Source organism: Streptomyces sp. NPDC028305, from assembly GCF_055569495.1.
This window is the reverse complement of sequence record NZ_JBVHTN010000012.1, coordinates 67,965-91,084: the sequence shown is the minus strand read 5'-3', so window position 1 is coordinate 91,084 and position 23,120 is coordinate 67,965. Positions and strand designations below refer to the sequence as shown.

Annotated in this window: 13 protein-coding genes; 12 read left to right on the top strand and 1 reads right to left on the bottom strand. The window is 73.2% G+C overall.

What is annotated here, in order from left to right; all coding sequences use genetic code 11:
• Window positions 1-96: 96 nt before the first annotated feature.
• The 6 genes from ACZ4WQ_RS42315 (at window position 97) to ACZ4WQ_RS42290 (ending at window position 7,932) form a co-directional block, all read left to right on the top strand.
• The gene (locus ACZ4WQ_RS42315) at window positions 97-1,206 is read left to right on the top strand and encodes a LacI family DNA-binding transcriptional regulator (RefSeq protein ID WP_398372919.1); all 1,110 of its coding nucleotides are present in this window, start codon (window positions 97-99) and stop codon (window positions 1,204-1,206) included.
• Window positions 1,207-1,247: 41 nt separating this feature from the next.
• The gene (locus ACZ4WQ_RS42310) at window positions 1,248-2,846 is read left to right on the top strand and encodes an FAD-dependent oxidoreductase (RefSeq protein ID WP_311721760.1); all 1,599 of its coding nucleotides are present in this window, start codon (window positions 1,248-1,250) and stop codon (window positions 2,844-2,846) included.
• Between the two features lie 85 nt (window positions 2,847-2,931).
• A complete protein-coding gene (locus ACZ4WQ_RS42305) occupies window positions 2,932-5,064 on the top strand; it encodes a hydantoinase/oxoprolinase family protein (RefSeq protein WP_398372922.1) in 2,133 nt (710 codons plus the stop codon).
• A complete protein-coding gene (locus ACZ4WQ_RS42300; RefSeq protein ID WP_311721763.1) occupies window positions 5,061-5,612 on the top strand; it encodes a hypothetical protein in 552 nt (183 codons plus the stop codon). Before ACZ4WQ_RS42305 ends, ACZ4WQ_RS42300 begins: the two co-directional genes overlap by 4 nt.
• Before the next feature lie 3 nt (window positions 5,613-5,615).
• Window positions 5,616-6,902: a transporter gene (locus ACZ4WQ_RS42295; protein WP_398372924.1), complete on the top strand. Its 1,287-nt coding sequence runs from the start codon at window positions 5,616-5,618 to the stop codon at window positions 6,900-6,902.
• Window positions 6,903-6,927: 25 nt separating this feature from the next.
• Window positions 6,928-7,932: a glycoside hydrolase family protein gene (locus tag ACZ4WQ_RS42290; protein ID WP_385338553.1), complete on the top strand. Its 1,005-nt coding sequence runs from the start codon at window positions 6,928-6,930 to the stop codon at window positions 7,930-7,932.
• Window positions 7,933-7,953: 21 nt separating this feature from the next.
• Here ACZ4WQ_RS42290 and ACZ4WQ_RS42285 read toward each other — a convergent pair whose 3' ends face one another.
• On the bottom strand, window positions 7,954-8,580 hold the full coding sequence (locus ACZ4WQ_RS42285) for a class I SAM-dependent methyltransferase (protein ID WP_398372927.1): 627 nt from the start codon (window positions 8,578-8,580) through the stop codon (window positions 7,954-7,956).
• Between the two features lie 255 nt (window positions 8,581-8,835).
• Here ACZ4WQ_RS42285 and ACZ4WQ_RS42280 point away from each other — a divergent pair, with 255 nt between their 5' ends.
• From ACZ4WQ_RS42280 to ACZ4WQ_RS42255, 6 genes are all read left to right on the top strand, one after another.
• Window positions 8,836-9,642 carry an AfsR/SARP family transcriptional regulator gene (locus ACZ4WQ_RS42280; RefSeq protein ID WP_311721767.1) on the top strand — a complete coding sequence of 269 codons (807 nt, stop codon included), beginning with the start codon at window positions 8,836-8,838 and terminating at the stop codon, window positions 9,640-9,642.
• 73 nt (window positions 9,643-9,715) lie between these two features.
• Window positions 9,716-9,991 (top strand): acyl carrier protein, encoded by a 276-nt coding sequence (locus ACZ4WQ_RS42275; RefSeq protein WP_311721769.1) that lies wholly within the window; start codon window positions 9,716-9,718, stop codon window positions 9,989-9,991.
• A 46-nt stretch (window positions 9,992-10,037) separates the two neighbouring features.
• Window positions 10,038-11,249, top strand: coding sequence for a beta-ketoacyl-[acyl-carrier-protein] synthase family protein (locus ACZ4WQ_RS42270; RefSeq protein WP_361182084.1), 1,212 nt, complete (start codon window positions 10,038-10,040; stop codon window positions 11,247-11,249).
• Window positions 11,246-12,373, top strand: coding sequence for a beta-ketoacyl synthase N-terminal-like domain-containing protein (locus tag ACZ4WQ_RS42265; RefSeq protein ID WP_398372930.1), 1,128 nt, complete (start codon window positions 11,246-11,248; stop codon window positions 12,371-12,373). Before ACZ4WQ_RS42270 ends, ACZ4WQ_RS42265 begins: the two co-directional genes overlap by 4 nt.
• 15 nt (window positions 12,374-12,388) lie before the next feature.
• Window positions 12,389-13,426: a guanitoxin biosynthesis L-enduracididine beta-hydroxylase GntD gene (gntD, locus tag ACZ4WQ_RS42260; RefSeq protein ID WP_398372932.1), complete on the top strand. Its 1,038-nt coding sequence runs from the start codon at window positions 12,389-12,391 to the stop codon at window positions 13,424-13,426.
• Window positions 13,427-13,559: 133 nt separating this feature from the next.
• Entirely contained in the window at window positions 13,560-23,120 is a 9,561-nt protein-coding gene (locus ACZ4WQ_RS42255; protein ID WP_398372934.1) for an amino acid adenylation domain-containing protein, read from the top strand.

Here is a 23,120-nt window from a genome sequence, read left to right as displayed (position 1 = left end):
CTTGACCTACTCCGCGCGCCACCCGCAGAGTGCTCGGTAATGCGCATAGGTAATGCGCATTACCAATGGTTCAGCGGTGGCGAGAAGGAATCAAGCGTGGAGCAGTCGAGGAAACGGGCGAAGCCGGGACGGAATCCGGGCTCGGGCAGCCGTACGTCACGCCCGCGGCAGGCCGAGGTGGCTCAGCTCGCCGGAGTCTCGCAGGCCACGGTGTCGCTGGTGCTGTCGGCCCGCACGGACGGCAAGGCGGCGACGATCTCCGAGGAGACCCGGCAGCGCGTCCTCGACGCCGCCCGCAGCCTCGGATACACGCACGACCCGGCCGCGCGGCGGCTGGCCGCCGCCCGCAACAACCTCCTCGGCGTCTTCAGCTTCACCGCGACGTTCCCGACGGACGTGCAGCACTCGTACTACCCGTTCCTCGTCGGTGTGGAGCAGGAGGCCGCCGCCCGCGGCTACGACCTGGTGCTGTTCACCGGGTCGAGCAGCGGCGGCGCGGGCGCGGCCGGGCCGGACGCGTTGAGCCGGGTGCGCCTGGCCGACGGCTGCCTCTTCCTCGGCCGCCACGCGCCGGGCGCCGAGCTCAAACGGCTCGTGGCCGACGGCTTCCCCGTGGTCCACCTCGGCCGCCGCGAGCAGGGGGAGGGGCCGGCCTGGGTCGGCGCCGACTATGTCAGCGCCAGCCGCGCCGTCGTGGAGCACCTGGCGGCCCTGGGTCACCGGCGCATCGTCCTGGTGCGCGAGGACGACGACGCCCCGGCGTCCGCGGACCGTCAGCGGGGCTTTCTGGAGGGGCTGGCGGCCGTCGGTGCCGAGGCGGGGCCGGAGGCGGTGCTGCGCTGCGCCGACCCGGCGGGCGAGGTGACGGCGGAGCGGGTGCGCGCGCTGGTCGCGGACGGCGTGACGGCGTTCGTCGCGGAGGAGACGGACACCGGCGCGGCCTGGCGCGCGCTGGACGCCGCCGTCCGGGAGGCGGGGCTCAGCTGCCCGGGGGACGTCTCGCTCGGGCTGCTCGGCGGCCCGCCGCCGGACTTGGCCGCCGCGCCCGTACCCATGGGGTTCGACGTGCCCCGGCACCAGCTCGGCGCGGCCGCCGTCCGGCTCCTCGCCGCCCTGGTGGCCGGTGAGGAAGCCCATGAACCGCTGGTGGCCTGCGAGTTCCGCACCGGCGAGACGGCGGGCCCGCCCGGTCCGCGGCGGCCATGACGCCCCCTGACGAACACTCGGACACGAGAACAAGGAGCACTGTGACAGCGGAAACGGACATCCTGATCGTCGGTGGCGGCCTCGGCGGGGTCGCCGCCGCGCTCGGTGCCTGCCGGGCGGGCCGACGTGTCGTGATGACCGAGGAGACGGACTGGATCGGCGGTCAGCTCACCGCGCAGGCGGTGCCGCCGGACGAGCACCCCTGGGTGGAGCAGTTCGGTACGACGGCGTCGTACCGGGCGCTGCGCGAGGGGATCCGGGCCTACTACCGGCAGTGGTACCCGCTGCGCGCCGAGGCGCTGGGGCTCGCGGAGCTGAACCCGGGAGCGGGCAGGGTCAGCAAGCTGTGCCACGAGCCGCGGGTGGCGCTCGCCGTCCTGGAGAGCCTGCTCGCCCCGTACCGGGCCGCGGGCCTGCTGACCGTCCTGACCGAGCACCGCGCCGTGTCCGCCGAGACGGACGGCGACCTGATCCGCGCGGTGACCGTGCGCGACCTGCGCGGCGGCGCGCTGACCACGTTCACCGCCCGGTACGTCGTCGACGCCACCGAGACCGGTGAACTGCTCGACCTCGCCGATGTGGAGCACGCCAACGGGGCCGAGGCGCGGGACGAGTTCGGCGAGCCGCACGCCCCCGCCGAGGCGCGGCCCGACAACCAGCAGGGCATCACCGTGTGCTTCGCGCTCTCCCACCACGAGGGCGAGGACCACACCGTGGACCGGCCCGAGGACTACGACTTCTGGCGTGCCTACCGACCCGACTTCTGGCCGGGTCCGCTGCTCGGCTTCGAGGCGCCCGACCCGCGCACCCTGGAGCCCGTGGCCCGCACCTTCGTGCCCAACCCGGACCTCGACCCGCTGGCGGTCAGCGCCGACCAGAGCGCCGACGCCGGGGACAAGGAGCTGTGGGGGTTCCGCCGGATCCTCGCCCGCAAGCTGCACCGGCCGGGCGCCTTCGGCTCTGACATCACCCTCGTCAACTGGCCGCTGAACGACTACTGGCTGAAGCCCTACGTCGGGCAGGAGGTCGAAGCCCTGCGCGGGGCACGCCAGTTGTCGCTGTCGGTGCTGTACTGGCTTCAGACGGAGGCGCCGCGCGCGGACGGCGGCACCGGCTTCCCGGGGCTGCGGATCCGCCCGGACGTCACCGGCACCGCGGACGGTCTGGCCAAGGCGGCCTACGTGCGCGAGTCGCGGCGCATCAAGGCGGTGACCACGGTCGTCGAGCAGGACGTCGCGATCGACGTGGTCGGCCCGTACGGCGGGACCCGCTACCGCGACTCGGTCGGGGTGGGCGGTTACCGCATCGACCTGCACCCCTCCACGGGCGGCGACACCTACATCGACGTCGGCTCCGTGCCGTTCGAGATCCCGCTCGGCGCGCTGGTGCCGCGCCGGGTGCGGAACCTGCTGCCCGCCGGCAAGAACATCGGCACCACCCACATCACCAACGGCTGCTACCGGCTGCACCCGGTCGAGTGGAACGTCGGCGAGGTCGCGGGCGCGCTCGCCGCGCACTGCCTGGACGAGGGCGTGGAGCCCCACCAGGTGCAGGCCGACGACAAGCGGTTCGAGGAGTTCGGCCGCCTCCTGGACCGGGCGGGTGTGCAGCGCCGCTGGCCCGACGTCCGCGGCTACTGACCCCGTCCGACAGCACTTCCACGTTCTTCCGGCCCCCCACGTCATCGACCACGCAAGCACGTCAACACACAAGGAGGTGCCCGCCATGACACCAGACCGCCGCATCCGCGTCGGCATCGACGTGGGTGGCACGTTCACCGATGCCGTGGCGGTGGACGCCGCCACGCTCACGCTGGTGGGCCAGGTGAAGGTGCCCACCAGCCACCACCACGAGGACGGCGTCGCCCACGGCATCGTCCAGGCGCTCGAACAGCTCCTGGCCAAGGTCGACCGGACGGCGGGCGACGTGGTGTTCCTGGCACACGGCACGACCCAGGCCACCAACGCCCTGCTGGAGGGCGACGTGGCCACGGTCGGGCTGATCGGGATCGGCGGCGGGCCCGGCGCGGTGATCACCCGGCGGCTCGCCGCCTTCGGCAAGCTCGAACTCACCCCCGGCAAACGGCTTCCGCTGGCGTACGCCCACGTGGCCGACCCGTCCCAGGAGGCCGAGGTGCGCGCGGCCGTGGAGCGGGTGCGCGCCGAGGGGGCCGAGGTGCTCGTCGCCACGGAGCCGTTCGGCGTGGACCGGCCCGAGGGCGAGCAGGCCGTGCTCGACGCGGCCCGGTCCACGGGGCTGCCGCTGGCCGCCGCCCACGAGATCACCTCGATGTACGGGCTGCACAAGCGGACCCGGACGGCGGTGGTGAACGCCGCGATCCTGCCGCGGATGCTGGCGACGGCCGATCTGGTGGACGCGTCCATCACGAAGGCCGGGGTGACCGCGCCGCTGATGGTGATGCGCTGCGACGGCGGTGTGATGTCGCTGGACGAGATGCGCCGGCGTCCGCTGCTGACGATCCTGTCGGGCCCGGCGGCAGGCGTCGCCGGGGCGCTGATGCAGGAGCGGATCAGCGAGGGCGTGTTCCTGGAGACGGGCGGTACTTCGACCGACATCAGCGTGGTGCGGCGGGGAAAGGTGGCGGTGCGCCACGCGACGATCCTCGGCAGGACCTCCTATCTGAGCGCCCTCGACGTCCGCACGGTCGGGGTCGGCGGCGGTTCCATGGTGCGGGTCTCCGACGGGCGGGTGACCGGCGTCGGTCCGCGCAGCGCGCACATCGCCGGCCTGCCCTACGCCTGCTTCGCCTCGCTCGACGATCTGCGGGACGCCCGGGTGGCGACGATCCGGCCGATGACAGGTGACCCGGACGACTACCTGGTCCTCGACGCGGCGGGCGGCCGGTTCGCGGTGACGATGACATGCGCGGCGAACGCGCTCGGGCGGGTCGGGGAGGAGGACTTCGCGCGCAGCGACCAGACGGTCGCGCGGGCCGCCCTCGCCCCGCTGGCCGCCGCCCTCGGCACGGATGTGGCCGGTGCGGCCCGGGCGGTCCTCGACGCGGGGACGGAGCAGGTCAGGTCGGTGGTGGACACCATGATCCGCGACTACCGCCTGGACCGGGACACGGTACTCGTCGTCGGCGGGGGCGGCGGCGCGGCGGCGGTGACCCCGCACCTGGCCGCCTCCGCCGGGCTCGAAGGGCGCATCGCCCGGCACAGCGAGGTGATCAGCCCCGTCGGGGTGGCGCTCGCGCTGGTGCGCGAGCAGGTCGAGCGCATCGTGCCCGGCGCCACCCAGGAGCAGATCCTCGCGGTGCGCGCCGAGGCCGAGCGGGCCGTCGTCGCACAGGGCGCCGCCGCCGACGGCGTCGAGGTGGAGGTGACCGTCGACCCGCAGACCAACACCGTGCGGGCGGTCGCGACGGGCGCCACCGAGCTGCGCACCCAGGACCGGGCGCACCGCGCCGACGCCGACGAGCGGCTGCGCGCGGCCGCCACCAGCCTCAAGGCGCCGGAGACACGTGTGCGGACGCTGGCCGGTACGGACGCGTACACGGTGTACGGCACCGAGGTGCGGCGCCGGTTGCGGGCGGACCGCCATCCGGTGCGGGTGGTGGACGCGGACGGCGTGGTGCGGCTCGGCGCGGCCGACGCGCGGGTGGAGGTCATGACGGTGGGAAGCTCCGGCGAGGCGCTTGCCGCGCTGGTCCGCGACGCGACCTCCTACGGCGACGGAGGCGTACGGGCCCCGGCCGTGCGGCTTCTGGTGGGCGGCCGGATCGCGGACCTCTCCGGTGTCCTGGAGCCCGAGGCGCTGCTGGCCCTGGCCCGCACCGAGCTGCGTCCGCGCGGCACCGAGGAGCCGGTCGTCGCCGTCGTGGAGTCGCGGACATGAGCGATGACCACGATGTGGACCTCGCGGTACGGCTGCTCGGGGGAACACCCACGCATGAGGGCCGCGATCCCGTGCTGCTGCGCCACTGGGCGGTGACGGCGACGGAGTTCGGCCGCCGGATGACCCCGCGTGTCGAGGCCGTACGGGTCGTGGAGCGGGACGGCGGACTGGACGCCGGGCTGCTGGCCCGGTACCGGTCCCGGCCGCCGGTGGTCGAGGTGTACGTCGACACCGTCGAGCGGGCCGAGCGGCTGGTCGCCGAGCGCGGATGGCGGGACTGGTACCCCGCGGGGTCGGTGCGCGCGGCGGCGCTCGCCCACGAGCGCGCACACGCCTGGCTGCACCACGCCGCGGTGCGCGCCGAGTTCAAGCGGGCGCTGGGCCACACGGCACTGCGGCTCGGGCGGCGCCGGCTGTACGCGTACGTCGCGGGCGCGGACGAGATCGCCGCGCACGCCTACGCCCACGCCGCCTGCGGCCTGGGCCGCAGCCCCCTGCTGCTCACGGAGGCGCTGGCCGCCGCCGTGTCCTGTGAAAGCGAGAACTGATCGATGGGTGTCGTCATTCTGCTCGTCATGGCCGCGGGGGTCGCGGCCATGCTCAGCCGCAAGCTGCCCACGGCGTTCGCCCTGGTGCTGTTCGCCGTGGTGATCGCGTTCCTGGCGGGTGCGCCGCTCTCCGGCAAGGGCAGCGTGCTCGACACGGTGCTCCAGGAGGGGGCGCCCGCGCTCGCCGCCACGATGATCGCGATCCTGCTGGGCTCATGGCTCGGCAAGCTCCTGGAGGAGACCGGTATCGCCGGCACCCTGGTCCGCAAGATCGTCGAATTCGGCGGCGACCGGCCGGTGTTCGTGGCGCTCGGCGTGCTCGCCGTGTCGGCGCTGGTCGGCACCGTGACCGGATCGGCGCCCGCGGCGATGCTCGCCGGTCTGATCGGTATCCCCGCGATGATCGCGGTGGGCATCCCGAAGGTGACGGCCGCGGGCACGGTCCTCATGGGGATCGCCGTCGGCGTGCCCTTCGAACTGCCGGTGTGGCAGTTCTTCTCCACCGCCCTGGAGCTGCCCGTCGACACGGTGCGCGGCTTCATGGTGAAGCTGTTCCCGTTCGCGCTGGTGGCCGCCGTCGCCTACGTCCTCGTGGAGTCCCGGCGCCGCGGCGTCGAGCACACCTGGTCCCTGAAGTCGGTGCAGGCCCGGCCGTCGCGCGGCGACCGCCGCCGGCTGCTCGGCGACGCCCCCTGGTACGCCCTGCTCACCCCGGCGGTCCCGCTCACCCTCGCCCTCGGCCTGGACGTGGCCATCATCCCCTCGCTGCTGGGCGGCGTGCTGTACGCGCTGGTGACGACGACCCGGCCGCGGGAGATGAACCGCCGCCTGCTGCGCACCCTGTACGGCGGGTTCGAGGTGGCCGCACCGCCCATCACCCTCTTCGTGGCCATCGGCATCCTGCTCGCCGCGGTGAAGCTGCCCGGCGCCATCGACGCCCTGCAACCCCTCGTCAAGGCCGTCAGCCCGCAGAACGCCGTGCTGTTCGTCCTCGTCTTCACCCTGCTGGTGCCGCTGTGCCTGTTCCGCGGCCCCCTGAACGTCTTCGGCCTCGGCGCCGGCATCGCGGGCGTCCTGGTGGCCACCGGCATCTACCCGGCCGTCGCCGTCCTCGGCATGACCGCCTCGTACAACCAGGTCTTCGGGGTATCCGACCCGACCAGCACCCAGACCGTGTGGAGCGCCCAGTACGCGGGCGTCTCCCCGCACCAGGTGATGGTGCGCACCCTGCCCTACGTGTGGGCCGTGGCCTTCGGTGGCCTGTGGGTCACCGCCGCCACCTACCTCTGACAGCAACCGACTTCAGGAGCCGATCATGCATGAGCCGCAGTCCGGCCCGGACCGCCGGATGTTCCTGCGCGCCACCGCCCTCTCCGGCGCGGCGCTCACGTTCGGCGGGCTGGCGACGCCCTCCGCGTCGGCCGCGCCCGGCGGATTTCCCGACTACACCTACGTCCGCACGCTGCTCACCCCGTCGCAGCTGAAGTACAACCCGACGGGCGAGATCATCTTCCCCACCGTGCGCGGCGTCTACGACAAGCTCTCCTCGCCGCTGGGCCGCTACTACCTGTACTACGCGCCGCACGACGCGCCCGGCGGCATCTGCCTGGCCTACGGCGACTCCATGGAGGGCCCGTTCACCGAGTACCCGGACAACCCGATCGTGTCCAACAAGTGGGACCCGCACTACTCGGTCACCCATGTCTCCTCGCCGCATGTGCTGTGGAACCAGGACGCCAAGGAGTTCTGGCTGTACTTCCACGGCGAGAACACCACGACCCGGCTCGCCCGGTCGAAGAACGGGGTGGACTTCACCTACGACAAGGTGGTGCTGACGACGTCGATGATGCCCGCGGGCACCAGCGAAACGTCCTACGCCCGGGTGTTCCGGTACGACCTGCCCTCCCGCGGCGCCCGCTACGTCATGCTGTTCATGATCAACAACACCACCGACCACCGCGACATCGGCTGGGGCTGGTCCGCTGACGGCCGTAACTGGACCTTCGCCCAGACACCCCTGGTGCGCCACTCGGACGTGGGCGCGGTGAACATCGGCGGCCCGCACCTGCTGACGCGCGACGGCTCCGCGTTCGTCGTCTACAACAAGGACAAGTCCAGCGGTGGCGACATGATGATCACCGAGGTGGGGGCGGACTTCTCGCTCCGCAAGCACCTCGGCGTCTTCTACAACTCCCGCTCCGCGCCGCCCGACAACGGGCGCTCGGCGGCTCCGACCTTCGGCACGGACGGCGGCGTGCCGTACATGGTCTACGAGGCCGGGGAGCGCCTCGCCGGCTCCATCGCGGTGGCCCGGGGCTGAAGGGCGGCGCCGGCCACCGGGTCAGGCGGTGCGGCGGATGAGGAGGACATGGTCGATGACCTCGGCGGTGCGCCCGCCCGGGCCGGTCGCGATCCGGCGGGGGGTGTCGGCCCGCTCGACCGTCCAGGTCTCCGGCGCCAGCGCGATACCGGCGGCGACCTCCTGCGGGCTCGGGTACCGGAGGTCGGGGTCCTGGTTCCACGACCATGGCGAGGTCGAGCCGTGGTCGACGACCAGCAGCCGCCCGCCCGGGCGCAGTGCGTGCGCGGCCGAGCGCAGGACGGTGGCCCGGTCCAGGTCGAGAGGGGTGTGCAGGTAGTGGGCGCAGATCAGGTCGAAACGGCCGGACGGGAACGACGTGTGCAGGTCGTGCCGTACGGCGCTGACGCGGTCGCCCAGGCCGTGTGAGCGGGCGAGGGCGGCGAGCCGCTCGACCGCCACGGCCGAGATGTCGGTGGCGGTGACCTGCCACCCCTGGCCGGCGAGCCACAGCGCGTCGCCGCCCTCGCCGCATCCGAGGTCCAACACGTCACCGGGCGGCAGGCCCGTCACCATCTCGGTGAGGCGAGCATTCGGCCGCGGGTCGCCGGCTGCCGGCCGGGCCGCGTAGACGCTGTCCCAGAATGCGACCGCATCGGTGGTGCTCATCAGGACTCCTTGTGTCGGTGGACCCTCAGTCTTGCCAGGCGCACCATGACCTGGCACGAAAACTTGCCATAACGGCAAGACGGGCCTCATGGGTCCCGCGACGGACGACAACGGGCTCGACAGGCCGTCAGTGCGGAGTCACTGGCGTGTCATCGGGCCTTCGTAGTCTTCCGCTGGTTTCACGTGGGTGGTGTGCCGCGTCACCGGTAGTGCCGCTCGCGAGTTGTCGTCCGGGTGCCGACACCGGAGGGGTGCATGGAGTATCGGATTCTCGGACAGGTCGAGGTGCGGCACGGGGAGAAGCAGCTGCCGCTCCACGGCGCCAAACAGCGCACTGTGCTGAGCGCTCTGCTCCTGGCCGGCGACCTGGTGGTGTACGACTCGCAGCTGGGTGAGTACCTGTGGGGTCAGAAGGCGCCCGCCACCAGCAACGCTCAGATATACACCTACGTCTCGCGGCTGCGGAAGACGCTCGGTCCGCACGCCCGGATCATGCGTCGTTCGCCGGGTTATCTGATGCAGATCGGGTCCTCGTGGTTCGACCTGGACGAGTTCACCGACCAGTCGCAGCGCGGCCACGAGGCGCTGGACGCGGGCGACTACGAGCGGGCGGTCTCGCTGCTGTCCTCGGCCCTGTCGCTGTGGCGCGGGCCCGCGCTCGCGAATGTGTCCTCGCATCTCGCCGAAGCGGTGCGACCGCAGCTGGAGGAGGCCCGGATCACGGCGCTCACCGGCCGGTTCGAGGCCGAACTCGCGCTCGGCAGGCACGCCTCGCTGGTGCCGAGGCTGACTCAGCTGGTCCGCGAGTACCCGCTTCAGGAGCGGTTCCGCGCGCAGCTGATGACGGCCCTGTACCGCTGCGACCGCCAGGCCGACGCCCTCGCCCTCTACGAGCAGGGCAGGAGGATGCTGACCGGCTCGCTGGGCGTCGACCCCGGCGCGCTGCTGCGCGAGGTCATGCTCGCGATCCTCAACTCCGATCCGAAGCTGCTCGGCCCGGTCCGCGAACGCTCGACGGCCGGTGTCGGCCGCTCGGCGTTTCCGGGATTCGCCGTTCTCTGAGCGGTGGCCGGACCGACCACCCGTGGCGTGGGATCCCGCCCGCGTCCCGAACGACACCACTGGAGGCAACGTCATGACCGCACCTGTGCCCGAGACCGCGCTGGGGGACGAGGAACGGGCCCGCATCAAGGACGTGGTGTGCGAGGTTCTCGACATCGAACCGGAGGACATCACCCTGACCGGGTCGTTCACCGAGGAGTACGGCGCCGATTCGATGGCGCTGGTGGCACTCGGCGCGTCGCTGGAGCGCACCTTCGACGTCGAGATCGAGGACTCCAAGGTGGATCTGATGGACGATCTCAAGAACGTGTTCGTGGTGGTGGGCGAGGCCCTCGCCACGAGTCGCTGATCCGGTTTCACGACGCGAGGAGGGCGAAGTGAACGCGGACGGGGACATGGAGAGAGTGGTGATCACGGGTCTCGGCGTGGTCAGCAGCATCGGCATCGGGGTCGACGACTTCTGCGCCGGGCTGCGTGAGGGGCGCAGCGGGGCGAAGCCGATCACGGCCTTCGACACCACCGGCTTCGCGCACTCGATCGGGTGCGAGGTGACCGGGTTCGACCCGCACGAGTGGCTGGACCGACTGGAACCGGAGGGCATCGGCCGGGCCACCCAGTTCGCGGTCGCGGGTGCCCGGATGGCGCTGGCGGACGCCGCACTGGACGTCGAGGAACTGCGGCGCCGTCGGGCTCTCGTGTCCGTCGGCACCAGCGATGGCGAGACGCGTGACCTGGACACCCTGACCGAGCAGTATCTGACGGACGGTGCCGGGGGGCTCGACCCCGCGCTGGCCAGGCGCGCCGACGCGAACCAGCTCACCTCGGGCATGGTCCGCGAACTCGGGCTGCGTGACGTCGAGTCGATGACGATCGGGACGGCCTGCGCGGCGGGCAACTACGCGATCGGCAGCGCGTTCGACGCCCTGCGCGCCGGCGACGTCGACTTCGCGCTGTGCGGTGGCGCGGACGCCGTGTGCCGCAAGACGTTCACCGGCTTCTACCGGTTCGGCACCATCGCCCCCGAGAAGTGCCAGCCCTTCGACCGGGACCGCAAGGGCCTGCTCGCCAGCGAGGGCAGCGGAGTACTGCTCCTGGAGAGCCTGCGCTCGGCGCGGGCCCGCGGCGCGCGGATCTACGCCGAGGTGCTCAGCTACGGGCTCAACTGCGACGCGGGACACGCGGTCGCCCCGGACCGGGACAGCCTGGCCCGGTGTATCCGGCTCGCGCACCGCAACGCCGGCATCAAGCCCGAGGACGTGGACCTGATCTCGGCACACGGCACCGGCACCCCGACCAACGACGTGGTCGAGACCAGCGCGATCCGCCAGGTGTTCGCCGCCCCACCGCCGACGGTGTCGGTGAAGAGCATGATCGGGCATGCGATGGGCGCGGCGAGCGCGCTGGCCACGGTCGCCTGCGCGCTGGCCATCCACGAGGGCTTCATCCCGCCCACCATCAACCATATGAACACCGACCCGGACTGCGGGCTGGACTGCGTGCCGAACCAGGCGCGCCCCGCCGTGCTGAACGTGGTGCAGAACAACGCGCTCGCGTTCGCGGGCAACAACGTGGTTCTGCTGCTCGGTCGGACCCGGGAGACGACATGACGACGGTCGAGGCGACAGGGCCGCTGCGCCCGCGCGGGGTGGACGCGGACAGCCGGGCCCTGGTGCTGTCGGGATGGTCCACCGTGACCGGCTACGGCGTGGGCCGCGACGCCCTGCGCGACGGACTGCTGTCCGGACGCTCGGCGGTGGCGGATCTGGAAGCGGCCGGGTTCCCCGGGCCCGCCCGGGCCGCGGTCGTGCCGGGGTTCAAGGCGGCGGACCACCTGGGGCGCAAGGGGACCCGCACGATGAGCCGCTCCACGGCGTTCGCCGTGACGGCCATCGATGTGCTGTTGCGCGAGCTCGGCCCCGAAGTCACCGAGGACCCGGAACGGATCGGGCTGGTGCTCGGCGTCGGCCAGGGCAATGTGCAGGCCGCCATGGACTTCACCCGGGAGGCGCTCACCGCGTCCAGGCCCTATCACGTGGACGCGATGCGGTTCCCGGACACGTTCCTCAACCGGGCCGCGGGGCAGAGTGCGATCTGGCACCACCTCAAGGGCCCGAACACGACCATCGCCGGCGGCAGGCTGTCCGCGCTGCTGGCGATCGGCTACGGGGCCCGCCTGTGCCGTGGCGGGCACTGCCGACGGCTGCTGGTCGGCGCCACCGAGGAGTATTCGCAGGCGCGGGCTCTCCTGGTGGACGCGGCAAGCGGGCCGAGCGACACCCCTGCGCCGCTGGGCGAGGGCTGTCTGGTCGCGCTGATGGAGTCGGCAGCCGACGCGGCGGCGGCCGGACGCGTCCCGGTGGCCACGGTGCCGGCGACGCACTTCCGGGCGACCCCGGAGCCTGAGACGGGTGGCGCCGAGCTCGCCGAGTGCGTGCGTGCCGTGCTCGCCAAGGCGGGCGCCACCGCCGACCGGATCCGGCTGGTGGCGCCACTGGGCGAGCACTCGGAGCAGGAGGAAGCCGGTATCCGCGCGGTGACCGGCCGCTCCGCCATGCACTGGCTGCACTGCCGTCCGCTGCTGGGCGACGCGTTCGCCGCGTCCGCGGGGCTACAGCTGTCGGCGGCCCTGGCCGCCGGGCGGCACTGGTCAGAGCCCGCGGATCTGGCCCTGGTCACCGGCATCGATCGGGACGGCACGGTCGGCTGCGCCCTGCTCGGGCGTCCCGCCTGAGGAGAAGAGGAGGCCATGCCCAACAGCCAGGACGCGCGGCCGGGAGAGAGGGCCGTCGAGGACCCGAGCGATGTCTACCGGCTCGACGCGGCCGAAAGCGAGCTGCTGGACAAGGTGGCCGCCGAGGTCGCGGGGACCTATGACAGCGTGGAGGACCCGCGCTTCATCGCCAACGCGCGCCTGCACGCCCAGCGGCTGCCGTACGGCCTGCGCGAGTGGCTGGAACGGGTCCGGTTCAGCGACGACATCGGCGCGTTCCGTGTCCGCGGACACCGGCTGCGCGACGACGAACTCGGCGCCACTCCGGCGGAGTTCGAACGCCGGCCGAGGGAGCCGGCGCTGGTGCCCGAGATCTGCCTGGTGCTGCTCGGCGTGCTGCTCGGCGACGTGTTCGGCTGGGAGACCCAGCAGGCCGGGCGCCTGGTGCACGATGTGGTGCCCAGTGAGTACGCGCAGAGCTCGCAGACCAGCGCGAGCAGCTCCGCCGAACTCGGCTGGCACACGGAGGACGCCTTCCACCCGCACCGGGCCCACTATCTGGGGCTGGCCTGCCTGCGCAATCCGGACCGGGTGCCGACCACGCTCACCGAGCTGCGCTCGCTGCGGCTGACCGAGCGGACCCGGTCCGTACTGAGCATGCCGCGCTTCCACCACCTGCCCGACACCTCGCACAGCCCCACCGGCAGCGACGACGCCGGCGCATGGGCGGATCCGGCGCCGGCGCGGATCCTGGCGGGGCCGGCGGGCAACCAGTCGCTGTGCGTCGACGCCGACTTCACCGTCGTCTCCGGGGACGATCCGGAGGCGCGGGCGGCGCTGGACGAGCTCAAGGAGGAGATCGGCCGGCACCTCGGCGACCTGGCCCTGGAGCCGGGGGACTACCTGTTCCTGGACAACCAGCGCTGTGTCCATGGACGCAGGTCCTTCCGGCCGCGGTTCGACGGTACGGATCGCTGGCTGAAACGGGTGAGTGTGACCCGCGACCTGCGGCGGATGGCCGACGCGGGCGTCACGGCCACCCGGCGCACCGCTCGGGCATTCCTGTCCGGTTGACCTGGCTGTTTACCGCACAACTTAAAAATCTTCCGCGGCCTGACGCCGTGCGAAAACATGAAGTCCGTGCAACGGCCGGTGAGGCGACGGGGGAGGATCTTTGCGAGCGCCGTTAGACCTGTTCGCGGAAACGTTGGCACGCACACCGGACGCCCCCGCGGTCATCGCGGAGGACGAGCAACTGTCGTTCGCCGAGCTCGACCGGCGGGCCGGCGTCCTGGCCCACGCCCTGACCGAGCGTGGAGCCGGTCCCGAGCGGCTGGTGGGCCTCAGCGTACGGCGTGGCGCCGCGATGGCCGTCGGCGTGCTCGGCGTACTCAAGTCCGGCGCGGCCTATGTGCCGCTCGACCCGGCACACCCGAGGGCCCGGCTGCGGTGGATGGCCGAGGACGCGGGCGTGCGGGTGGTGGTGGCCGAGCCGGGGACGGCGGGGCTGTTCGACGGGCTGGCCGGGCTGACGGTGATGGATCACACGGCCGGTGCCCGGGCCGGGGGAGAGGCCGAGGCGCCGTCGGCGGCGCGTCCCGCCCCCGAGGATCTCGCCTACGTCATCTATACCTCCGGTTCCACAGGACCGCCCAAGGGCGTCGCCGTCGAACACCGCCAGCTGGCCCATATCTGGGCGGCCTGGGACGAGCTGTACGGGCTGCGCGCGGAGCCGCTGCGCTTCGTCTCGGTCACCAGCCTGTCCGTCGACCTGTTCTTCGCGGACATGCTGCGCTCCGTCTTCGCCGGTGGCGCTCTGGTGATCGCTCCCGATGAGGCGGTCACCGAGCCGGCGCGGCTGCTGGAGCTGGTCGAGCGGCACGGGGGCACGGCCGTGGAGACGATGCCGGGGCTCGCCACGGAGCTGGTGCGGGAGGCAGGGCGGGCGGGGCGCGGCATGCCGCCGCTGCGGCTGCTGTCGGTCGGCTCGGAGGGCTGGGCCGCCCGGGACTACCGGGAGCTCGCCGGGCGGCTGCATCCCGACACGGTCGTGGTCAACGCGTATGGGACGACCGAGACGACCATCGACTCCTGCGCGCTGCTCCCTCGCCCCACACCCGAGGCCGTACGGGCCGTCCAGGGCCGGTATCTGCCGATCGGGCGGCCCCTCGCGCGTACGGCCGCCTATGTGCTGGACTCCGGGCTGCGACCGGTGCGGGACGGGCAGCAGGGCGAGCTGTATCTGGGCGGCAGCGGGGTCGCCCGCGGCTATCACGGGCGTGCGGCGCTGACCGCCGGGCGCTTTGTCGCCGACCCGTTCGCGCCGGACGGGGCCCGGATGTACCGGACCGGGGACCTGGTGCGGTGGGGGGACGACGGAAACCTGGAGTATCTGGGCCGTACGGACGAGCAGTTGAGCGTCCGGGGCTTCCGGATCGAGCCCGGTGAGATCGAGGCCGTCCTGCTGCGCTACCCCGGGGTGCGGCGCGCCGCCGTGACCGCGGGGGAGGAGGGCAGGCAGGGGCTCGTCGGATACGTCGAGCCGGAGACGGGCGACGGCGCGCCCGTACGGCCGAGCGGCGACGCGTTACGGGTCTTTCTCACCGACAGCCTGCCCGCGCATATGGTCCCCGCGGCGTTCGTCGTGCTCGACCGGCTTCCGCTGCTGCCGGGCGGGAAGCTGGACCGGCGTGCGCTGCCCGCGCCGGAGCGGGGGGCGGCGTATGTTCCGCCGCGCACCGACGCCGAGCGGGCGCTCGCCGGGATCTGGGCCGAGGTGCTGGGCGTCGAACGGGTGGGCGCCGAGGACAACTTCTTCAACCTGGGCGGCGACTCCGTCATCGGCATCCAGGCCGCGGCCCTCGCCCGGTCCCGGCTCGGCGTCGGGTGGCCGTACCGCGCCCTGTTCGACCGGCCGACGCTGGCGGAGCTGGCCGCCGTGCTGGCACCCGCCGAGCCCGCCGGGCCGCCCGTACGGAGCGCGCCGCCGTCCGGGGCGGGCGCCGACGAGCGGCTGCCGCTGTCGTTCGCGCAACAGCCACTGTGGTTTCTGCACGACTACGAGCCGGGCGCCGAGTACAACATCGGCAAGGCCCTCCGGCTGACCGGCCTGCTGGATGTCGCGGCGCTGCGGAAGGCGCTGACCGAGGTGGTCTCGCGGCAGGACGCGCTCCGTACGACCTTCCAGAAGGTCGACGGGCAGGGTGCGCAGGTGGTGGTGGCGCCGGGCGAGGTGGCGCTGGAGTCCGTCGACCTGCGGGACACCGATGCCGGTCCATCCGTGGAGGACGCGCTGGAGCAGGTGTTGCGCGAAGAGTACGGCACGGTCTTCGACCTGCGGGCGGCGCCGCCGCTGCGCGCCCTGCTCATACGGCTCGGCGACAAGGAACACGTCCTCGCGCTGACGATGCACCACCTCATCACCGACGGCTGGGCCAACGAGGTCCTGCTCTCGGAGCTCGCCCACTGCTACTCCGCCGCCGTGCGCGGCGAGCCCGCCGAGCTGCCCCCGCTCGCCGCCCGCTACGCCGACTTCACGCGCTGGCAGCGCGAACACCTGGTCGGCGCCGACGCCGATCGCCGGCTCGACTACTGGCGTGCGCGGCTGGACGGGCTGACGCCCACCGAGCTGCCCACGGACCGGCCGCGCCCCGCCACCCGCGGCACCGCGGGTGCCGCGGAGTGGGCCACGGTTCCGGCCGAGGTGACCGGCCGGCTGAAGGAGCTCAGCAGGGCGCGGCAGGTGAGCCTGTTCACGACGCTGATGGCGGCCGCCCAGCTCCTCCTCTCCCGCCACTGCCGCCAGGCCGATGTGGCGGTCGGCACCGCCGAGTCGGGCCGGGGCCGGGCCGAGTGGGCGGATCTGGTCGGGTACTTCGTCAATACGGTCGTGATCCGCTCGACGGTGGACGAGCGGCAGGCCTTCGGCGACTTCCTCGGCCAGGTCAGGGACACGCTGCTGGATGCCGTCGCGCACGCGGACGTACCGTTCGAGCGGGTGGTGCGGGCGCTGGCACCGGAGCGCGACCCGGCCCGTTCGCCACTGGTCAGCGCCATGGTGGTGATGCAGAACGCGCCCGCCGGAGAGCCGGACTTCGCCGGGCTGACCGCGGAGGACCTCGAACTTCCCACGGTCGCGGCCAACTTCGACCTGACCCTGGAGTTCCGCGAACGGGGCGATGAGCTGCGGCTGTACGCCAACTACAACACCGATCTCTACGACGGTGCGACGGTGCGACGGCTCAGCGCTCAGCTGACCGCGCTGCTGGCGGAGATCGCCGCCGATCCCGAGCGGCCGCTGCGGCTGCTGCCGATGGGCGGGGACGGCCGGGAGTCGTCCGCGCTCTCCGCGCCGCCCCTGCCCTCGTCCCGGGAACGGCCGTCCGGGGGTGCCCATGAGCAGTTCGAGGAGTGGGCGCGGCGCACCCCCGAGCAGCTCGCCGTCCTGCACGGTGGGACGGAGCTGACCTACCGCGAGCTGGACGAACGCGCCAACGGGCTGGCCCACCGGCTGGTGGCGCGCGGGGTCGGCCCCGAGACACCCGTCGGGATCTGTCTGGAGCGCTCCCCGGACCTGATCGTGGCGCTGCTCGCCGTGCTCAAGTCCGGGGGCGTGATGGTGCCGCTGGACCCCGGGTATCCGCGTGAGCGCCTCGCGCTGCTGCTCGCGGACACCGGCACGCGGGTGGTGCTGACCCGCGAGCCGCTCCACGATGTGCTGCCCGGCGATACGACCGTGACCTGCCTGGATCCGGGCGGGGCCGAGCCGCCGGCACGGGCGGCCGCGCCGCCGCGCACCGAGGTGGGGCCGTCGAATCTGGCGTATGTCCTCTACACCTCGGGCTCGACCGGCCGCCCCAAGGGCGTGATGATCACCCACGGCTCCCTGGCGCTCGCCGCCGAGGACGCCCGCCGCATGTTCGGCTTCGGCCCGGCCACCAGGACGCTGCTGCATCTGTCGATCTGCTTCGACTGCGGGCTGTGGCAGGCCCTGACGCCGCTGTTCTCCGGCGCGACCCTGTGCCTGAGCGAGGCGGGCGAACGGGACGGCACCCTCGGCCTCGCCGAGCAGCTGCGCCGCGACGGCGTGACGCTGCTGTTGCTGACGCCCGCGCTGCTCGCCACGGTCGCCCCGGACGAGGTCCCGGCGCTTGAAACGGTCCTCGCCTGCGGCGAGGTCTGCCCGCCCGAGCTGGCGGCGGGCTGGCTGCCGGGGCGCACGTTCGTCAACGCGTACGGGCCCACGGAGACGACCGTCATGTCCACCGCGCACCTGCTGCCCGCGGGCACGGACCCGGGCACGGTCGCCGGGGCCGTGCCCATCGGCGGGCCCGTCAACGGCGCCCGCATCGAGGTGCTCGACCCCTATCTGCGGCCCGTGCCGGTCGGGATGGACGGGGAGCTGTACATCGGCGGGTCCGGAGTCGGGCGGGGGTATGTGGGCAGTCCCGGCCGCACCGCCGAACGTTTTGTGGCCGATCCCTACGTCCCCGGCGAGCGGCTCTACCGCACGGGGGACCTGGTCCGCCGGCGGGCCGACGGGGTGCTGGAGTTCCGGGGCCGGGTCGATCAGCAGGTGAAGATGCGGGGCTTCCGGATCGAACCGGGCGAGATCGAGGCGGTGCTGGGCACCCACCCCGGGGTGGGTGGCGTCGCGGTGGTGGTCAGGGACGAGCGCCTCGTGGCGTATGTCGCCGCCGACGGGCAGTCGGCCGACGGGCGGCCGACCCCCGAGACCCTGCGGCGCTTTGTCGCGGAGGTGCTGCCCGCGCCCATGGTGCCGTCCGCCTTCGTGGTGCTGGACGAGCTGCCCGTCAACCGCAACGGCAAGGTCGACCGCCCGGCCCTCCCGGATCCGGCGCTGCCCGCCGCCCGAACCCGCTTCGCGGCGCCGCGCACCCGCACGGAAAGGATGCTGGCCCGGGCGTGGACGGCGGTCCTCGGCGTCGAACGGCCCGGGATCGACCACAACTTCTTCGCCCTCGGCGGCGACTCGATCCTCAGTGTCCAGGTCGTCGCCGCACTGGGCCGGGAAGGGCTGCGGATCGCGTCGCGCGACATCTTCCAGCGGCAGACGATCCGCGAGCTGGCCGACGTGGTGTCCGTCGAGTCCGGCGCGCCCGGTGCCTCCGGTGATACGTCCGCGGCAGCGGACGCGTCCGACGCCTCCGTGTTCGGGCCGTTCCCGCTCACCCCGATCCAGCACTGGTTCTTCGAGAACATCACCGCGTGCCCCGACCGCTTCACCATGCCCCGCTGCGTCGAGCTGGCCGCCGGGGTGGACGTGACGGCCGTACGGGCGGCCGTGCACGCGGTCGTCGCCCACCATGACGCGCTGCGGACGCGGGCCGAACGAGCCGATGCCGAGGGGGACGAGGGGGCCTGGCGGCTGCGGATCGCGCAGGTGGAGGCCGAGGGGGACGGCGACGTCTTCCAGATCTGCGGCGAGTTGGCCGACGACCCGTCCCCGTCCCCCGATATGTCGACCGTCATCGCACATGCCGAGGCCGCGCTCGATCTGCGCGCGGGGCCGCTCCTGAAGGCCGTCTATATCGACCTCGGCCCGGCGCGCAGCCCCCGACTGCTGCTGATGGTCCATCACTTCGTCGTCGACGGGGTCTCCTGGCGGATCCTGCTGGACGATCTGCGCACCGCCTACGTCCAGGCCGCCGAGGGCACCCCGATCGACCTCGGCCCGAAGACCACGTCGTTCCCCGACTGGGCGCGGCGGCTGAACGAGTACGTGGCCTCCGGCGGACTCGACGGCGAACTGCCCTACTGGACCGCCGTCCAGGCCCCGCCACCGGGCATGGCCGCCCCCGCCGACGTCAGCACCAGCGCGGTCGTGACCGCCCGGCTGAGCCGGGACGAGACCGCGGCGCTGCTGCGCCAGGTGCCCGTCGCCTACCGCACCCGGCCGAACGACGTCCTGCTGGCCGCGCTGGCGCGGGCGCTCGGCCCGGGGCCCGTCGCGATCAACCTGGAGGGCCATGGCCGGGAGCAGCTCTTCGACGGGGTGGACATCTCCCGTACGGTCGGCTGGTTCACCACCCAGTTCCCGGTGACCATCGAGCTGCCGGATATGGCTGATACGGCAGACGCGGTGGACGCCGCCGACTGGGGCCCGGCCCTCAAGGTCGTCAAGGAGCAGTTGCGGGCCGTGCCCCGGCACGGCCTGGGCCATGACGCGCTGCGCTATCTGGGCCGGAACGGCTCCCCGAACGGGCCCCGGCCCCACGTCAACTTCAACTATCTCGGCCAGTTCGCGCCCCTGGACACCCACGGTGGCTTCTACAGCGGACGGGAGTTCCCGCTCACCGACGCCATCCACCCGGACGAGATCCGGCCCTTCGAGCTGGAGGTGACGGCCGAGACCACCGGCGGCGAACTTATCTTCACCTGGGACTACTCCCGCGCCGCCTACGACGAGACGGAGATCCGGCGACTCGCCGACGGCACGCTCGCCGCGCTGCGCGCGCTCACCGCCCACTGCCTGGCGCCCGGCAGCGGCGGGCGTACCCCCTCGGACTATCCGCTCGCCTCGCTGGACCAGGCACAGGTCGACGCGCTGGTCGGCGACGGCCGCGCGGTCGAGGACGTGTATCCGCTGACGCCTCTCCAGTCCGGGATGCTGTACCACTCGCTGAGCGGCGGCGAGCGGCTCGATGTCTACGGCCGCCGGTTCACGCTCGTCATCGACGGGGTCACGGACCCGCGGGCGCTGGATGCCGCCTGGCGGCGGGTGGTGGCGGCGCACCCCGTACTGCGCAGCACGGTGCACTGGTCCGGGCTCGCCGAGCCGGTGCAGGTCGTGCACCGCGCGGAGCCCCGGATCACACACCACGACCTGCGGTCGCTGCCGCCGGGCGAGCAGCGTGCGCGACTGCGCCGACTGGAGGACGGGGACCGCGCCGAGGGGCTGGATCTGCGCAGCCCGATCCCCTTCCGGGTGACGATCTCGCGGCTGTCGGACAGCAGGGCGCACGTACTGCTGACGACACATCATCTCTTTTTCGACGGCTGGAGCCTGACCAGGACCGTGGACGCGGCCCTCGCCGCCTGCGCCGCGCTCACCCGGGGGGAGGCGCCAGAACCCCTCGTGTGCAGGCCGTTCCGGGACTATGTGGAGTGGCTGCACGGGCAGGACGGCAGAGCCGACGAGGCCGCCGAGGCGTACTGGCGGGAGGCGCTCGCCGGGTTCGACACGCCCACGCCGCTGCCGTACGACCGTCCCGTGGGGCCGGTCGGCGGCCACATCCGGACGTTCGACCTCCGGCTGTCGGGCACCCCGGACATCGGAGACTTCGCGCGGCGCCACCGGCTCACCGTCGGCACGGTCGTCCAGGCGGCCTGGGCGGTGCTGCTGGCCCGGCACGCCGGAGTGGACGAGGTGCTGTTCGGCGCCGCGGTGTCCATCCGCCCGACCGCCGTCCCCGGCGTGGAGACGATCAGCGGGCCGCTGATCAACACCCTGCCGGTACGGGTCGCCGTCGACCCCGCGGCCGACACCCTCGACTGGCTGGCCCGGCTCCAGGAGGAACAGGCGGTGGCGCGGGAGTTCGGCCACTATCCGCTGGCGCGGCAGCAGGCCCACAGCGGAGTGCCCGCCGGGACCCGGCTGTTCGACAGCACGGTCGCGTTCGAGAACTACCCCGGTGAACCGACGGACGTCCAGCACGACGCGGTGCGCGTGGTCGAGCTGGACGGCGACGACAGCACCAACTATCCGCTCGCCCTGATCGCGTACCCGGGCGATGAGCTGGTGCTGCAACTGGGCTATGACCCGGAGCTCTTCGACGCCGCCACCATCGAGCGGCTGGCGGCCCAACTGCGGGCCGTGCTGCGCGGCATGGCCGAGGAGCCGCACCGGAGCGTCGGGGACCTGCCGATGCTGCCCGACGAGGAGCGGCGGCAGGTGCTCGGGGACTGGACCCGGTCCCCGCTCACCCCCGTCCCCCTCGGCTGCATCCAGGACCTGTTCGCCGAGCAGGCCCGCCGCGGCCCGGACGCGCTCGCCCTGCTGAGCGGCGACGGCGCCGAGCAGGTGACGTACGCGGAACTGGACCGACGGGCCGACCGGCTGGCCCACGCGCTCACCGCTCGCGGCATCGGGCCCGAGTCGATCGTCGGCCTGTGCCTGCCCCGCAGCGTCGCCATGGTGACGGCCCAGCTGGCGGTGTGGAAGGCCGGTGCGGCGACGATGCCGCTCGAGCCGGCGCACCCCGCGGAGCGGCGCGCGTGGATGCTGGCCGACGCGGGCGCCGCGCTGGTGCTGCTGCCCGCGGACTCCGGGTGGGATCCGGGCGTGCCCGTGCTCACCCTCGACCTCGACCTCGACCTCAGCCTCGACCTCGACGGAACGGGCGCGGCGGACGGACGTCCGGACACGGCGGCGCCGAAGGTGCGGGCCCACCCCGAAAACGCCGCCTACGTGATCTACACCTCCGGCTCCACAGGGCGTCCCAAGGGCACCGTTGTCACCCACCGCGGCATCGCGAATCTGGCCGCCACCGGGCAGCAGAACGGGGGCATCGGGCCCGGCAGCAGGGTGCTCCAGTGGCTCTCGGCCGGCTGGGACAGCGCGTTCTTCGAGCTCGCCGCGCCGCTGCTCACCGGGGGCGCCGTCGTGGTGGCCCCGCCGGGGCCGCTGCCGGCGCTGACCGGGTTCATCAGGGAGCGCGGGGTGACCCATCTGGTCGCACCGCCCGCGGTCCTGGCCACCATGCCGGCCGCGTCCGTACCCGGGGTGACCGTGTTCGCTGCCGGCGAGGCGCTGCCGGGTGAGACGGTGGAGAGCTGGTCGCGCAGGGGGCGGGTGCTCAACGGCTACGGGCCGACCGAAGCGACCGTATGCACGGTGATGAGCGCGCCGCTGTCCGGGCCCGCCACCCCGCCGCTCGGCAGGCCCGCCGCGGGCACCCGGTGCTTTGTGCTGGACCCGTGGCTGCGGCCCGTACCGGTGGGCGCCGTCGGCGAGCTCCATCTCGCCGGGGACTGCCTCGCGCGCGGCTACCTGGGCCGCGGCGGGCTGACCGCCGGGCGCTTTGTGGCCTGCCCGTTCGGCGAGCCGGGCGAGCGGATGTACCGCACGGGCGACCTGGTGCGCTGGGCCCCCGACGGCACCCTCCGCTTCGTCGGCCGGTCCGACGACCAGGTCAAGGTGCGCGGCGTGCGTGTGGAACTCGGCGAGGTGGAGGCCGCGCTCACCGGGCACCCCGAGGTGGCGCAGGCGTGTGTGGTCGCCGCCGGGGAGGGCGCGGGGCGGCACCTGGTGGCGTATGTGGTGAGCAAGGCGACCGACGTGGCCGGACCGGGGCCGGGGGAGTTGCGGGAGCACCTGGCGGCGCGGCTGCCGGAGCAGATGATTCCGACGGTGTTCGTCCCCATGGAACGGCTGCCGCTGAACCTCTACGGCAAGGTCGACCGCCAGGCCCTGCCCTCGCCGGACGCCACGGTGGACCCCGCGTATCTGCCGCCCCGCACCGACAGCGAGCGGACCGTGGCCGAGGCGTGGACCGGGCTGCTGGGCAGGGCGCGGGTCGGGATCCGGGAGAAGTTCTTCGAGGCGGGCGGCTCCTCGCTCACCCTCATCCAGCTCGCCGACCGGCTGCCCGCCTTGAGCATGGCCGAGTTGCTGGAGCACTCGACCATCGAGGGGATGGCGGTCCGCCTGGATCTGCGCCGCGCCGGGCACGCGGACGACGGCGACCGGCACGACGGCGCCCCGTACGGGAACGACCACGACTCCGACGGCGACTACGAACTGTGA

Excerpts from the sequence above, each read along its gene's own strand:
- ACZ4WQ_RS42305 (WP_398372922.1), top strand. The coding sequence starts at position 2,932 with ATGACACCAGACCGCCGCATCCGCGTCGGCATCGACGTGGGTGGCACG.
- ACZ4WQ_RS42300 (WP_311721763.1), top strand. The coding sequence starts at position 5,061 with ATGAGCGATGACCACGATGTGGACCTCGCGGTACGGCTGCTCGGGGGA.
- ACZ4WQ_RS42295 (WP_398372924.1), top strand. The coding sequence starts at position 5,616 with ATGGGTGTCGTCATTCTGCTCGTCATGGCCGCGGGGGTCGCGGCCATG.
- ACZ4WQ_RS42290 (WP_385338553.1), top strand. The coding sequence starts at position 6,928 with ATGCATGAGCCGCAGTCCGGCCCGGACCGCCGGATGTTCCTGCGCGCC.
- ACZ4WQ_RS42285 (WP_398372927.1), bottom strand. The coding sequence starts at position 8,580 with ATGAGCACCACCGATGCGGTCGCATTCTGGGACAGCGTCTACGCGGCC.
- ACZ4WQ_RS42280 (WP_311721767.1), top strand. The coding sequence starts at position 8,836 with ATGGAGTATCGGATTCTCGGACAGGTCGAGGTGCGGCACGGGGAGAAG.
- ACZ4WQ_RS42275 (WP_311721769.1), top strand. The coding sequence starts at position 9,716 with ATGACCGCACCTGTGCCCGAGACCGCGCTGGGGGACGAGGAACGGGCC.
- ACZ4WQ_RS42270 (WP_361182084.1), top strand. The coding sequence starts at position 10,038 with ATGGAGAGAGTGGTGATCACGGGTCTCGGCGTGGTCAGCAGCATCGGC.
- ACZ4WQ_RS42265 (WP_398372930.1), top strand. The coding sequence starts at position 11,246 with ATGACGACGGTCGAGGCGACAGGGCCGCTGCGCCCGCGCGGGGTGGAC.
- gntD (WP_398372932.1), top strand. The coding sequence starts at position 12,389 with ATGCCCAACAGCCAGGACGCGCGGCCGGGAGAGAGGGCCGTCGAGGAC.